The following is a 13,783-nucleotide window of genomic DNA, read 5'->3' as shown; positions in this document are numbered from 1 at the left end:
GTTTCTGCACTGGCGCGCACCGGCGTTATGGTAGAAATCATGACTGACATTGCCGCGGCCACCGCACAAGAGTTCCGGATCGAACACGACACGATGGGTGAGGTCCGGGTTCCGGTCAATGCCCGCTACAGCGCCCAGACGCAGCGCGCCGTGGAGAACTTCCCGATCTCCGGCACCACGCTCGAGCGCGCCCACATCGAGGCCCTCGCCCGCATCAAGAAGGCAGCCGCCACCGCCAACGCGGAGCTGGGAGTGCTCGACGGCGAGCTCGCCCGCGCCATTGAGGCCGCTGCGGACCTGGTCGCCGGGGGCGACTACGACGGCGACTTCCCGATCGACATCTTCCAGACCGGTTCCGGAACGTCCTCGAACATGAACACCAACGAGGTCATCGCCTCGCTGGCCAACGAGGCCCTCGCCGAAGCCGGGAGCGAGAAGCGCGTCCACCCGAACGACCACGTGAACGCCTCGCAGTCCTCCAACGACGTCTTCCCGACCTCCGTCCACGTGGCCGCCACCTCCGCGCTGATCAATGACCTGATCCCCGCGCTGGATTACCTCGCGGCCTCGCTGGAGCGCAAGGCAGCCGAGTTCGCCACAGTGGTGAAGTCCGGCCGCACGCACCTCATGGACGCCACCCCCGTCACCCTCGGCCAGGAGTTCGGCGGCTACGCCGCCCAGGTCCGCTACGGCATCGAGCGCATCAACGCCTCCCTGCCGCGCGTGGCAGAGGTCCCCCTCGGCGGCACCGCCGTCGGCACCGGCATCAACACCCCGGCCGGCTTCCCGCAGCGCGTGATCGCCCTGCTGGCCGCCGACACCGGCCTGCCGCTGACCGAGGCGCGCAACCACTTCGAGGCCCAGGCCAACCGCGACGGCCTGATCGAGGCCTCCGGCCAGCTGCGCAACATCGCCTACTCGTTCATGAAGATCAACAACGATCTGCGCTGGATGGGCTCGGGCCCCAATACGGGCCTGGGCGAGATCGCGATCCCGGACCTGCAGCCGGGCTCCTCCATCATGCCGGGCAAGGTCAACCCGGTCATCTGCGAGGCAGCCATCATGGTCGCCGCCCAGGTGATCGGCAATGACACCACCATTGCCCTGTCCTCCACCAACGGCGCCTTCGAGCTGAACGTCGGCATCCCGGTGATGGCCGCCAACCTGCTGGAGTCCATCCGCCTGCTGGCCAACACCTCCCGCGTGATGGCCGACAAGATGATCGACGGCCTGACCGCCAACGTCGAGCGCGCCCGCTTCCTGGCCGAGGCCTCCCCCTCGATCGTGACGCCGCTGAACAAGTACATCGGCTACGAGAACGCCGCCAAGATCGCCAAGCACGCGGTCAAGGAGGGCCTGACCATCCGCGAGACGGTCATCGCCCTGGGCTTCCTGGAGCGCGGCGAGGTCACCGAGGAGCAGCTGGACACCGCCCTGGACGTCATGTCCATGACGCGCCCGCCCCAGTAGCACCAAGGCCTCCGGGGCGCAGACCCGGCCCGGCGCAGGCATCGAAAGCCCGCGGCCCGTCCCCACCTTGGGGACGGGCCGCGGGCTTTCTGCGTCAGTGACAAACGTCACCCACACTTAAGTTTGCACTCTTGATTAAATAGTGCAAACTTTTACTTTGTGACTGAAAGTGCAAAGATCGACGGCGGCAGTGGACTGCGCGAGCGCAAGCGTGCCGCGACGCGCGCCGCCATCACCGCCACGGCCCGCCGCTTCACGGCGCGTTCCGGCCTGGCCGGCTTCACCATCGAGGCGTTGTGCGAGGAGGTTGGCATTTCCCGCCGGACCTTCTTCAACTACTTCCCCAGCAAGGAAGACGCCATCATCGGGCACATGCTGGACGATTTCCCTGACGAGCAGCTCCAGGCCTTCCTCACCGGAGCCGACAAGTCCTCCACGGCGGCCGGCGGCGTGCTCTCGGCCAATCTGCTCCAGGACCTGTTCGAGGTGACCTGTTCGGTGGCCGAACACGGCGACTTCGACAAGGCCGAGGTGGCGGAACTGGTGGCCGTCATCAAGGTGGAGCCCCAGCTGCTGCTGAAAATGATGGGCACAGCCGAAGGCCGCGAGGCCGAGTTTGCCGCCCTCATTGCCCAGCGCGAGGGGCTGCCCGCCGACCACCCGGCGGCGGTCATGGTCACCACGCTTTTTGGCGTGATCTCACGCAAAACCAGTGAGAAGTTCTTCTCCGAATCAAACACCCTCAGCTACCGCGCCATCATGAGCGGCTACATCACGGCAGCGCAAGGCCTCTTTTCCCTCCCGTTCACCTCCACCGAAGGAACTCCATGAGTACCGCGACCGCGGCCCAACCGCTGCTGCTGACCAAACGGCGGATCTGGATCATTTTCTCTGCGCTGATCGCGGGAATGCTCCTCTCCAGCCTCGACCAGACCATCGTCTCCACCGCCATGCCCACCATCGTGGGCAAGCTCGGCGGCGTCGAGCACCAGACCTGGATCACCACCGCCTACCTGCTGGCCACCACCATCGTGATGCCCATCTACGGCAAGTTCGGCGACGTGCTGGGCCGGCGCAATCTGTTCCTGTTCGCCATCGCCCTGTTCACCCTGGCATCGGTGGGCTGTGCCTTTGCCACGGATTTCTGGGGCTTCGTGGTGTTCCGCTCCCTGCAGGGCCTTGGCGGCGGCGGTCTGATGATCCTCTCCCAGGCCATCATTGCCGACATAGTGCCGGCCAATGAGCGCGGCAAGTACATGGGCCCGCTCGGCGCCATCTTCGGCCTCTCCGCCGTCGCCGGCCCGCTGCTGGGCGGCTACTTTGTGGACCACCTGACCTGGGAATGGGCCTTCTACATCAACATCCCCGTCGGCATCATCGCCTTCGCCATCGCCTACTTCACGCTGACCCTGCCGAACAAGAAGGCCACCAAGCGCATCGACATCCCCGGCGTGGTGCTGCTCTCCACCGCCACCACGGCACTGATCTTCTTCACCGACTTTGGCGGCAAGAAGGACTTCGGCTGGGGCGCCTGGCAGACCTGGGCCTTTGGCGCCCTGCTGCTGGCCGCCGTCGTCGGCTTCATCCTGGCCGAACGCAAGGCCGAGGACCCGATCATCCCGCTGTCGCTGTTCAAGAACCCGATCTTCATCAACTCCACCGCCATCGGCTTTGTGCTGGGCATGGGCATGTTCGCCGCCCTGGCGTTCGTCCCGACGTTCCTGCAGATGTCCTCCGGCACCTCGGCGGCCGAATCCGGCCTGCTGATGCTGCCCATGATGGTGGGCCTGATGGGTACGTCCATCTACTCCGGCATCATGATGTCCAAGACCGGCAAGTACAAGATCTTCCCGATCATCGGCGCCGTGCTGACCATCGCCACCATGCTGTGGATGACGTCCCTGACCGCGGAGACCCCCGTCTGGGTCATCTGCGCCCAGCTGTTCGTCTTCGGCGCCGGCCTGGGCTTCATCATGCAGGTGGTGGTCCTGGTGGTCCAGAACTCCGTGCCCGCGGAGCAGATCGGCACCGCGACCAGCACCAACAACTACTTCCGCGAGGTGGGTTCGGCCCTGGGCGTGGCCATCTTCGGTGCCATGTTCACCTCACGGCTCTCGGAGTCCCTCAAGGGTGTCTTCACCGGTGCCGGCGCCAATGCCGAGCAGGCGCAGAACTCCACGGCAACGCTGGATCCGCAGATGCTGGCCCAGCTTCCGGCCGCGATCAAGAACGGCATCATCACCGCCTATGCCGATTCGCTGGCACCGGTGTTCTGGTACCTGATCCCGTTCATGGTCATCGCCCTGGTGCTGGCCCTGACGATGAAGGTCATCCCGCTCTCCGATACGGCCGGCATGGTAGCCCGCGGCGAGGCCATTGGCGGCGAAGAGGCCGAGGCCCTGGAAGCGGCCCAGCTGGCCGCCGGCAAGGACAAGGCCTCCGTCTAGTCCCACCCAACTGTGGCGCAGCACTTGCTCGAATAACGTCTGAAACGAGCAAATGCTGCGCCACAGTTGCATTCAGGCCCGGGCGAAGTGCGTGGTGCCCTCGAAGGCGAGCGCCTGGTCGATGCTCTTGCGGTGCCCGGGGCGCAGCGGCGGCAGCGCATCGAGGGCGAACCAGCCCACGGCCAGGGATTCGTCGTCGTTCACCCGGGTCTGCCCGCCAACATACCGGCAGCGGAAGACGATGCTCAGGAAATCGCACACGTCCCCGTTCGGGAACTCCACCGGGCCGACGACGTCGACGGCGACCAGGCCCTCCACCTCGGCCACCACCGCCGTCTCCTCGAAGATTTCCCGCAGCAACCCGGGGGCGGGCTCCTCCCCCGGTTCCAGCATCCCGGTGATGAGCGCCCATTCGCCCGTGTCGGCCCGCTGGCCCAGCAGGACGCGGCCGGCGTCGTCGAACACGACGCCCTTCACCCCGGGCAGCCAGAGCGGGTCGTGGCCGATCTTGGCGCGGAGGTTCAGGACAAAGTCGGGTGCAGGCATGGCACAAGCCTATGCGGTTGGTTCCACGGGATCAGGGCACCAGCAGCAGGGCGCCCCAGGCGGCGGCGATCATGAAGGGGCCGAAAGCGATCTGGGTCTCGCCGTTGCCCCGCCGGGTGGCCAGCAGCACCAAGCCCCACACCCCGCCTAGCAGGAACGCCCCGACCGTGCCCGCCAGCACCGCCGGCCAGCCCGCGAAGCCCAGGTACAGCCCCAGCACGGCCGACAGCTTCACATCGCCCAGGCCCATGCCGGCGGGGTAGACCAGCCGCAGGAGCACATAGAGGCCAAACATCGCCGCGAAGCCGAGCACAGTGCGCAGCATTGTGGAGCCGTCGAGCAGGAACAGCCCCGCCGCCAACAACAGGACGGCGGCCGCCACAAAGCTGGGGAAGACCAGCCGGTTGGGCAGCCTGTGGGTCCGGATGTCGATGATGCTCAGCCGCACCGACACCGGCAGGAAAAAACACAGCGCCGCCAGCACCGCCAGATAGGCCGGAATGCTGGTCCCCCACAACTCGCCCATGCGCATGATCATGGCTGTGATGCTACGTCAGAATCGGATCGGCCCCGGGAACGCGGCGTAAAGTGTGGACATGGAACCCACCGCAACGCAGTGGCGTAACTTGTGCAGGTCCTCGCCGTGGAAATGGCAGAGCCTGCGCTTCCGGCTGCACCGGCGCCCGGCCGCCGCCGATGCCGGCCAGAACCCGCCGCCGGTGGCCTGCTGGCTGCGCCGCCCCGGCGCGCTGCGCGTGGAGCTGCTGGACGGCACGTTGCTGCAGAGCAGCACCGAGATCAACGATTCCCGGGACGGGCTGTTCATCAGCGGCAACCGCAAGCCCTGGTACCTGCCGCCGCACCTAGTGACGCCGGTGTACGACGGCGACGGCCTGGTCAGGCGCCGCCCCGAGGCCGCCTACGGGGACCCGGTGTTCGGCACGCCGCGCTTCGCGGCCCTGCTGGATCCGGTGGAGCTGGCCGGCAACGCCCCGGTGCCGATGGACTTCCCCTTCGCCAATGTGGCCGAGCCCGGTCCCATCACGGTGGTGGAGCACGAGGGGCGCCCGGCCTGGGAAACCATCGCCACACCGAATGCCACCTACCGCCCGGCCAGCGCCGGCCACCCCCTGCTCTATCCCGGGCGCACGTTGGTGCGGATCGACGCCGGCACGGGCGTCTGCGTGGCCAGCGAGTCCCTGGACGGGGACAGTGCCGGCGCCGGCCACTGGCTGGTGATCGCCGGCGTCGACGAGTACATGCTCGACGACCTCTTCCTGGGGACCAGCTTTGGCCTGACGGACGTCCGGGCCCACATCCCGTGGGATGTGGGCCCGGACGCCTAGCGCACTCCCGGTGCTAGATCTCGGCGCCCTCCAGCAGCTCCGTGACCAGGGCCGCGATCGGCGAGCGCTCCGAGCGGGTGAGGGTCACGTGGCCAAAGAGCGGGTGCCCCTTGAGCGTTTCGACGACGGCGGCAATGCCGTCGTGACGGCCCACGCGCAGGTTGTCGCGCTGGGCGACGTCGTGGGTCAGCACGATCTTGGAGTTCTGCCCGATCCGGCTCATCACCGTCAGCAGCACGTTCTTCTCCAGCGACTGGGCCTCGTCCACGATCACGAAGGAATCGTGCAGCGAGCGGCCGCGGATGTGGGTCAGCGGCAGGACCTCCAGCATGCCCCGGTCCATGACCTCCTCGATCACGGCCTGCGAGACCAGCGCGCCGAGCGTGTCGAAGACCGCCTGGGCCCACGGGTTCATCTTTTCGCTCTCGGAGCCGGGCAGGTAGCCCAGCTCCTGGCCGCCGACGGCGTAGAGCGGGCGGAAGACCACCACCTTGCGGTGCTCGTTGCGCTCCAGCACGGCCTCCAGCCCCGCACACAGGGCCAGCGCGGACTTGCCCGTGCCCGCGCGGCCGCCGAGGGAGACGATGCCCACCTCGGGGTCCATCAGCAGGTCCAGGGCCAGGCGCTGTTCGGCCGATCGGCCGTGCAGGCCAAAGATCTCCCTGTCCCCCTTGACCAGGCGCACCGACTTGTCGGCCCCCACCCGGCCCAGGGCGGAGCCCCGGTTGGAGAGGAGCACCAGACCGGTGTTGGTGGGCAGTTCGGCGGCGGCCGGGACGAACACCGGCTCGTGGTTGTAGAGGCCCTGGATCTCCTCTTCGGTGACATCGACCTCGGCCACTCCGGTCCAGCCGGAATCCTTGACCAGTTCGTTGCGGTACTCGTCCGCGGCCAGGCCCATCGCGGAGGCCTTCACGCGCATCGGCAGGTCCTTGGAGACCACCGTGACGTTGCGGCCCTCGTTGGCCAGGTTCTTGGCCACGGCCAGGATGCGGCTGTCGTTGCCGCCGTCGCGGAACCCCGCCGGCAGCACGTCCGATGACACGTGGTTCAATTCCACCGTCAGGGTTCCGCCGTCGGTCCCGAGCGGGATGGGGTGGTCGAGGCCACCGTGCTCCACCCGCAGATCGTCCAGCAGGCGCAGGGCCTTGCGGGCGAAGTAGCCCAGTTCAGGATCGTGGCGCTTGCCCTCGAGCTCGGTGATGACCACCACCGGCACAATCACCTCGTGTTCGGCGAAGTGCAGAATGGCCCGCGGATCGGAGAGCAGCACCGAGGTGTCCACCACGTAGCTGCGCGTGGTGTTGGCTGCCGCGGATCCGCCGGTCTTGAGATTCTTTGCCACATCGACTCCAGCCCCGGGTGCTCGCACCCGGCATCAATAGGGTGGGGACGGGCGGCCCGGAGGCCGCGCGCGGCCCCCGCTCCCTGGTGCACGGTCTGTGCGTCAAAGCTGGCCTCCCGACCGGAAGGCTTGGTGCCCTCCGATACTGCCCACGCTACGCCTGTGGATTTCACCGTGCCGCCATCCACGCCTGGCGTGTCGGTTAACGCCGAGTGAAGACTCGGCGGCGCACCGCCGCCGCCCCAGGCCTCAGTCCGTGGCGGCGATCCGATGCTGCACCAGCATCGCCAGCCCAACCCCCGCAACCGCCACCCAGAGGGCGTCAAGGCCAAGCAGGTGGTAGCCAAAACCGCCCATCACGCTGCCGGCCGACAGGGCCGCCCAGAGCAGAAAGTAGCGGAGCCATCCCCACTTTTCCCCGCCGGCGAGGGCCGCGGCGAGCCCCTGCCCCAGCTTGACCAAAGTCCCCGTCATGTACGTGAGCCCAATGCTGACTTCGCCGCCGCGTTCAAAGACCACGTTCTCCGCGCCCATGGCAAAAGCCATCATGGGCGGAACGAGCGGCACCCACAGCCCGGCGTCGAACATCACCACGGCGAGCACCAGGACGATCGCCACCAGGGACAGGACGGCCATGCGCTTGAGCCGCGGCACCCGCCTGCGCAGCAGCGACGCGCAGAGGACCCCGGCCAGGAAGGCGGCAACGAGCCCAAAGGCCAGGACGAAACCGTGGACGGACCCTTGCGCCAGCTGGGCACCGGCACGGGTCGAGTTGCCGCTCATGAAGGAGACGAAAAAACCGCCCAGATGTATGAAGCCAACGGCATCGACCAGGCCCGCCACCGCGGCCAGTCCACAGGCAAGGGCTATTTCGCGGCGGGGATGGTGTCGCACCGGCTGTTTCTACGTGCCGAACCGGCGGCTGCGGCCGGCAAAGTCGCGCAGCGCGCGCAGGAAATCGATCTTGCGGAAGGCCGGCCAGAGGGCCTCGCAGAAGTAGAACTCGCTGTAGGCGCTCTGCCACATCAGGAAGCCGGAGAGGCGCTGTTCACCGGAGGTGCGGATGACCAGGTCCGGGTCCGGCTGGCCGCGGGTGTACAGGAAGCGGGAGATGTCATCGACGGTCAGGGTGCCGGCCACCTCGGCCATCGTGCGGCCCTGGGCGTCGGCCTCAAGCAGCAGCTCGGAGACGGCGTCGACAATCTCCCGGCGCCCACCGTAGCCGATGGCCAGGTTGACATGGATGCGCTCCTGGGCCGGGACGCGGGCCGTCAGGGTGGAGAGGCGGTGGGCCAGGTAGTCCGGCAGCAGCTCCGGGGCCCCCATGGCGTGGACGCTGATGTCGGCGTCGGCGTCCAGCACGTCCAGCGTGTGGGCGATGATGGCCATGAGCTCGTCCAGTTCCTCGCTGGAGCGGCCCATATTGTCCGTGGAGAGCATGTAGAGCGTGACCACCTTGATGCCCAGCTCCTGGCACCAGCCCAGGAACTCGAGGATCTTGTCCGCGCCTGCCTGGTGGCCCTGCCGGGTGGGGGCGTTGAACTGCCTGGCCCAGCGGCGGTTGCCGTCCACCATGACCCCGATGTGGTTGGGGACCTTGTCATGCTCCAGGGCGCGGGCCAGCCGGCGCTCGTAATAGCCATACAGGAGTCCGGGCAGCTTCACGGGCGAAGAGGAAAGCGCCATCACGGTCACCCGGCTTCCATGGGTCAGGGCCGAACGGCCACACTGTGTCTACCCGCTCTACGTTACCCGCTAGGATGCCTCTATGAGTGCCACCGCGCAGCCCGAGGCCAAGCCCAGCTGGCGGGGATGGCTGCACGCCGGAGCCACGCCGCTTGCCCTGCTGGGCGGCGTGCTGCTGGTCCTGCTCGCCCCCACCACCACGGGCAAGGTGTCCTCGGCCATCTATGCCGCCACCGGTGTGCTGCTGTTCGGCACCAGCGCGCTGTACCACCGCGGCAACTGGGCCCCACGCACCAAGATGCTGCTCAAGCGCGCCGACCATGCCAACATCATGCTGGTCATCGCCGGCTCCTATACCCCGTTGTCGGCGATGCTGCTGCCCACCCCGACGGCGGAGCTGCTGCTCTGGCTGATCTGGTGCGGGGCCGTGGCCGGCATCGCCTTCCGGGTCCTCTGGGTGGCGGCACCGCGCTGGCTCTATGTCCCGGTCTACGTGCTGCTGGGCCTGGCGGCGTTGTTCTTCCTGCCGCAGTTCTGGGCCGCCAGCGTCCCGGCCACGGTGCTCATCGTCCTGGGCGGCGTGTTGTACATTGCCGGGGCCCTCATCTACGGCATCAAACGGCCCAACTTCAGCCGGGCGCACTTCGGCTTCCACGAGCTCTTCCATGCCTTCACCCTTGCCGGCTTCGCCGCGCACTATGCCGCCATCGTGATAGCTGTCCTGCACCAGCGCCCGTCCTAGCCGACTGTGCCGGAATGCTTCAGCGCTTCGAGGACGGCCGGCAGGAGCTGGTCCTTCCTGCCCCACACCGGGTCGAAGATTTCGACGTACCAGGAATCGGCAAGCGCCAGGGCCAGCGTTTCGTTCGTTTCGTCCGACCAGTCCTGGAATTGGGCGGCTTCAACGGGACTCTCACTGGAACCGAGGACAGTGGCCACTTCGCCGTCGCGGATCGTCACGGGGATGGAGGACCTGTTCGTCTCGCCCGGCGCGTGGCCCACCGTGACGAGCTCGCCACGGGTTGAGAGTTCCAGCAGGCGGGACGCCGTTGCTGCGCTGCAATAGCCGGTGACGTACCCGCGCTGCGCCGTTCCAGCATCGGTCCGCAGGCCCGGTTGGGATTCCTTGGTGAAAAACCCGTTCCGGTTGATCGCTGCCAGCTCCGCGGCAATGGGCCCGGTTTCCTCATCAAAGGACGCAGCGAATGTACCGGGCTGGTAGTGGCTCTGTCCCTCAAGCCACCGTGCTGTCAGTTCCCCGGCAGCCTCGATGGTGGTGGCCTGGCGCCAGACTCCGCGGTCAGCCAGGAGCCGGCCATGGGCGTCGCGGTCAGTTGTGGTTTCCTTCATCCCCGGATGCTACCGCCCCGCCACGGGCAGGCCACAGCAGCAGCGACACGGCAGTACACATCCACCACGGGGCCGCGAACGCTGAGGCGGTCCTAGTCGGCAGGTCCGGCCTTCAGCTCCGCCAGCAAGTCCGCCACGGTTCCCACGGGGCGCCGGCACACCATGCCCCGGCAGACGTAGGCGAGCGGACCGCCGTCGGGCGCGGGACCCCGGCCCGCCAGCAGCGGTGGCGCGGCAGCCTCGTCAGCTGCCCCGGAGTCCGTCCAGCCGACGGCCAGGACCAGCCCGGGCGACGGCGACAACGCAGCTGCGCGGACCAGGGCCCGGGTGGTGGGCGTGTCCGGGCCCAGCACTGCCACCTCGAGCGGGCCGGCCAGCAGGGCCTCGGCCACGGACAGCGCGCCGCCGGCCACGCGCGGGGCGCGGCGGGCCAGCGCCGGCACCCCGGAGACGATGCCCTCGGCCATCGCCCGGTGCCGGGTGGAGCCGCTGTACGCCGCGTACGACACCAGGGCCTGGGCAAAGACCGAGGCGGCGCTGGCGGTGGCGTCGTCAAAGGGGTCCGCCTCCAGTGCTCCGCCCGCCGCGTTGTGCAGCGGACCGGCCTCGTCCGGGGCCGAGCGGAGCACGCCGCCGGCCGCAAACCTGGCATCGGCGGCGTCCAGCAGGATTTCGGCCCGGGCATACCAGCGCCCGTCCGCCGTCGCCGAATAGAGCGCCAGGAAACCCTCGGCGCAGCAGGCATAGTCCTCCAGCAGGCCGGCGATGCCGCGGGCCGCACCATCGTGCGAGACCCGGCGCAGCACCGTGCCGTCCCAATGGACCCGCCACAGATAATCCGCGGCGGCGACGGCGGCCGCCAGCAGGGCGGGATCCTCCAGCATGGTGGAGGCCTCGGCCAGGGCGCCGATGGCCATGCCGTTCCAGCCGGCCACCACCTTCTCGTCGCGGGCCGGCTGCGGCCGCGCCGCGCGGTGCGCCCGCAGGGCCGGGGCCAGCGCGTCCCAGCGGCGGCGCTCGGCGGCATCGAGGGAGCGGCCGGGGTGCAGCGGCGCACCCTCCCCGGCCCCGGCGTCGTCGGCCAAGACGGCTGCCCCGGCGGCCGGCACGTTCATCAGCCGGGCGGCCCAGCGGCCCTCGCCGGGAAGCCCGGCCGTGGCGGCCACGGCTTCAAGTTCCCCGGCCGTCCACAGATATGTGGCGCCCTCGCGGTGCTCGCCGTCCACCACGGTGTCCGCGTCCAGCGAGGAGGCAAAGGCGCCGCCCTCCAGCCGCAGGGCCGCCAGCAGCCATTCCGCCGTGCCGGCCACCACCCGGCGGGCATCCGCGTGCCCGAAGTCCGCGTGCCCCAAGTCCGCCGCCGCGGGGAGCCTGAGCCAATGGGCGTAGGCGCGCAGCAGCCCGGCGTTGTCGTAGAGCATCTTTTCAAAGTGCGGCAGCGACCAGTCCGCCGTGACCGAATACCTGGCGAAGCCGCCGCCGAGCTGGTCGTAGAGGGCGGAGTTGGCCATCGCGGACAGCGTGCCGGCGGCCAGCCGGCGGGCGGTCCCGCTGCTGGAGCCGGACCAGGCGCCGGCGGCGTGCCGGAGCAGGAACGCCAGGGCCGGCGTCGGCGGGAACTTGGGGGCGCCGCCAAAACCGCCGTGGTGCGGGTCCTCGGCGGTGGCCAGGCCAACCACGGCGCCGGCCAGCACGCCGGCGTCGACGGGAAACCCGCCGGCGGCCACCGTCACCACCGGAGCCGCCGCGGCACTCCCCAGCATCCCGGCCAGGGCGCCGGCGCTCTCCTCCACCTGGTCCCGGCGCTGTGTCCAGGCCTCCACCACGGCCTCGAGCACCTGGCGGAAGGAGGGCCGCCCGGGCTGCGGCGACGGCGGGAAGTAGGTGCCGGCGTGGAAGGCCCGGCCGTCGGGGGCCAGGAAGACGCTCATCGGCCAGCCACCCTGGCCACTGATGGCCTGGGTGGCGGCCATGTAGACGGCGTCCACATCGGGGCGTTCCTCGCGGTCCACCTTCACCGCGACGAAATGCGCGTTCAGGTACTCGGCGACGGAGCCGTCCTCAAAGGACTCGTGCGCCATGACGTGGCACCAGTGGCAGGCCGCATAGCCAATCGACAGGAACACCGGGACGTCGCGCTGCGCCGCGGCCGCAAAGGCGGCGGCGGAAAACGGGCGCCAGTGCACGGGATTGTGCGCATGCTGGCGCAGATAGGCCGACGGCTCGCCGGCCAGCAGGTTACCGCGCTCAGCCGCGCTTTGCGGGTCCGGTTCCATCGCCCGCACCGGCACCGTTGGCGCCGTCGTCGTTCGGCGGGTTGCCCGTGGCCTCGTCAAGGTCCTCGGCGTCCGGGCCGTGGCTGCCGCCCACCTGGACCTGCTCGCGGTACCGCACGCGGCGGATGCGCTTGACCATGTCGCGGATCAGGAAAAACATGACGACCACGATGGAGAAGGTGATGATGAAGCCCAGGAATCCCGGGCTCACCTGGTCCGGATCCAGCCCGGGGCGCAGCGTGCCGTCATCCGACGGCGTGGCGGTGGCGAACTGCAAAATCGTTGAATGCACAGTCAATCTTTCGTTTATCCCCGTGGCAGGAAATTCCCTCTTGGCAGGCGCTGCGGGGTGCCCGGAACGGATCCGGGCACACCACTATCTATCGTAGGCCAGCGAAGAGGTCGTGTTCGGGCATGGCGGTCTCCACCCGGGACTCGATCAGCGAGTAGTCCTCCCAGGGCCACACCGTGCGCTGCAGCTCGGCGGAGACGGCGAAGAAGAAGCCCTCCGGGTCCACCTGGGTGGCATGGGCGCGCAGCGCTGCCTCGCGGTGTTCGAAGTAGTCCCCGCAATCCACCTGCGTGGTGGTCGGATGGCCACTGATGGGCGGGATGTTGCCGTCGGCGTCGTGCTCCAGCCACGCCGCCAACCGCTCCGCATAGGGCGACTGGATGCCCGCGGCCTCGAGTGCAAAGTGCAGGGCCCGGAAGCGCTGCGGGTTGAAGGCAAGGTCATAGTAGAGCTTCGACGGCGCCCACGGCTCCCCGGTGCCCGGGTACCTTTCCGGATCCCCCGCGGCGTTGAAGGCCTCCACCGCCACCTTGTGGGCCATGATGTGGTCGGGGTGCGGATAGCCGCCGTTCTCGTCGTAGGAGACGATCACCTGCGGTTTGTAGCGGCGCACCAGGCGCACCAGCGGCTCCGCGGCAATCTCCAGCGGCGTCAGCGCAAAGCAGCCGGCCGGCAGCGGCGGCAGCGGGTCTCCCTCCGGCAGGCCGGAATCGGTGAAGCCGAGCCAGCGGTGCTCGATGCCCAGGGTCGCGGCGGCGCGGGCCATCTCCAGCCGGCGGGCCCCACCCATGTCGCGGGCGGAGTGCGGATCGCCCTCCATCGCGGGGTTTTGGATGCCGCCGCGCTCGCCACCGGTGCAGGTGGCCACCATCACGCCGATGCCGGCCGCCACATAGCTGGCCATGGTGGCGGCACCCTTGGACGCCTCATCATCGGGATGGGCGTGCACAGCAAGCAGGCGCAGGCCCCCGTCCGGGAGCCCCTCATTGACGGCCATCGGGCTTACCTTCCGATCTGGATGAAGA

At 68.9% G+C, this 13,783-nt stretch carries 14 protein-coding genes; 5 read left to right on the top strand and 9 right to left on the bottom strand.

The genetic code is table 11. The features are described 5' to 3' along the window. Positions 1-39: 39 nt before the first annotated feature. The 3 genes from ACQCSX_RS18425 to ACQCSX_RS18415 all read left to right on the top strand — a co-directional run bounded on the left by ACQCSX_RS18425 (position 40) and on the right by ACQCSX_RS18415 (position 3,917). Entirely contained in the window at positions 40-1,470 is a 1,431-nt protein-coding gene (locus tag ACQCSX_RS18425; protein ID WP_427016681.1) for a class II fumarate hydratase, read from the top strand. Between the two features lie 159 nt (positions 1,471-1,629). Next, entirely contained in the window at positions 1,630-2,301 is a 672-nt protein-coding gene (locus ACQCSX_RS18420) for a TetR/AcrR family transcriptional regulator (protein WP_427016680.1), read from the top strand. Then, a complete protein-coding gene (locus ACQCSX_RS18415) occupies positions 2,298-3,917 on the top strand; it encodes an MDR family MFS transporter (protein ID WP_427016679.1) in 1,620 nt (539 codons plus the stop codon). Before ACQCSX_RS18420 ends, ACQCSX_RS18415 begins: the two co-directional genes overlap by 4 nt. A 72-nt stretch (positions 3,918-3,989) precedes the next feature. Here the strand turns inward: ACQCSX_RS18415 and ACQCSX_RS18410 are convergent, their stop codons facing one another. After that, positions 3,990-4,463 (bottom strand): NUDIX hydrolase, encoded by a 474-nt coding sequence (locus ACQCSX_RS18410; protein WP_427016678.1) that lies wholly within the window; start codon positions 4,461-4,463, stop codon positions 3,990-3,992. 31 nt (positions 4,464-4,494) lie between these two features. After that, positions 4,495-5,001 carry a prepilin peptidase gene (locus tag ACQCSX_RS18405; RefSeq protein ID WP_427016677.1) on the bottom strand — a complete coding sequence of 169 codons (507 nt, stop codon included), beginning with the start codon at positions 4,999-5,001 and terminating at the stop codon, positions 4,495-4,497. Between the two features lie 58 nt (positions 5,002-5,059). Here ACQCSX_RS18405 and ACQCSX_RS18400 point away from each other — a divergent pair, with 58 nt between their 5' ends. Then, positions 5,060-5,809 carry a hypothetical protein gene (locus ACQCSX_RS18400; protein WP_427016676.1) on the top strand — a complete coding sequence of 250 codons (750 nt, stop codon included), beginning with the start codon at positions 5,060-5,062 and terminating at the stop codon, positions 5,807-5,809. A 13-nt stretch (positions 5,810-5,822) separates the two neighbouring features. On the opposite strand, the gene ACQCSX_RS18395 is transcribed toward ACQCSX_RS18400, so the two are convergent. From ACQCSX_RS18395 to ACQCSX_RS18385, 3 genes are all read right to left on the bottom strand, one after another. Next, positions 5,823-7,154, bottom strand: coding sequence for a PhoH family protein (locus tag ACQCSX_RS18395; protein WP_427016675.1), 1,332 nt, complete (start codon positions 7,152-7,154; stop codon positions 5,823-5,825). Positions 7,155-7,403: 249 nt separating this feature from the next. Beyond that, on the bottom strand, positions 7,404-8,048 hold the full coding sequence (locus ACQCSX_RS18390; RefSeq protein ID WP_427016674.1) for a YoaK family protein: 645 nt from the start codon (positions 8,046-8,048) through the stop codon (positions 7,404-7,406). A gap of 9 nt (positions 8,049-8,057) precedes the next feature. Further along, positions 8,058-8,840 carry an isoprenyl transferase gene (locus tag ACQCSX_RS18385; protein WP_427016673.1) on the bottom strand — a complete coding sequence of 261 codons (783 nt, stop codon included), beginning with the start codon at positions 8,838-8,840 and terminating at the stop codon, positions 8,058-8,060. A gap of 82 nt (positions 8,841-8,922) precedes the next feature. On the opposite strand from ACQCSX_RS18385, the gene trhA reads away from it, so the two are divergent. Next, positions 8,923-9,582 (top strand): PAQR family membrane homeostasis protein TrhA, encoded by a 660-nt coding sequence (gene trhA / locus ACQCSX_RS18380; protein ID WP_427016672.1) that lies wholly within the window; start codon positions 8,923-8,925, stop codon positions 9,580-9,582. Here trhA and ACQCSX_RS18375 read toward each other — a convergent pair. From ACQCSX_RS18375 to mca, 4 genes are all read right to left on the bottom strand, one after another. Next, entirely contained in the window at positions 9,579-10,190 is a 612-nt protein-coding gene (locus ACQCSX_RS18375; protein ID WP_427016671.1) for a DUF6919 domain-containing protein, read from the bottom strand. The genes trhA and ACQCSX_RS18375 overlap by 4 nt on opposite strands. 92 nt (positions 10,191-10,282) lie before the next feature. Then, positions 10,283-12,466 carry a thioredoxin domain-containing protein gene (locus ACQCSX_RS18370; protein WP_427016670.1) on the bottom strand — a complete coding sequence of 728 codons (2,184 nt, stop codon included), beginning with the start codon at positions 12,464-12,466 and terminating at the stop codon, positions 10,283-10,285. Next, on the bottom strand, positions 12,438-12,758 hold the full coding sequence (locus ACQCSX_RS18365; RefSeq protein WP_427016669.1) for a hypothetical protein: 321 nt from the start codon (positions 12,756-12,758) through the stop codon (positions 12,438-12,440). Before ACQCSX_RS18365 ends, ACQCSX_RS18370 begins: the two co-directional genes overlap by 29 nt. A gap of 88 nt (positions 12,759-12,846) precedes the next feature. Then, positions 12,847-13,755 carry a mycothiol conjugate amidase Mca gene (gene mca, locus ACQCSX_RS18360; protein ID WP_427016668.1) on the bottom strand — a complete coding sequence of 303 codons (909 nt, stop codon included), beginning with the start codon at positions 13,753-13,755 and terminating at the stop codon, positions 12,847-12,849. Positions 13,756-13,783: the final 28 nt, after the last annotated feature.

This window comes from Pseudarthrobacter sp. P1 (assembly GCF_050156935.1).
Classification (GTDB): Bacteria; Actinomycetota; Actinomycetes; order Actinomycetales; family Micrococcaceae; genus Specibacter.
This window is presented reverse-complemented; position numbering and strand designations above follow the sequence as displayed.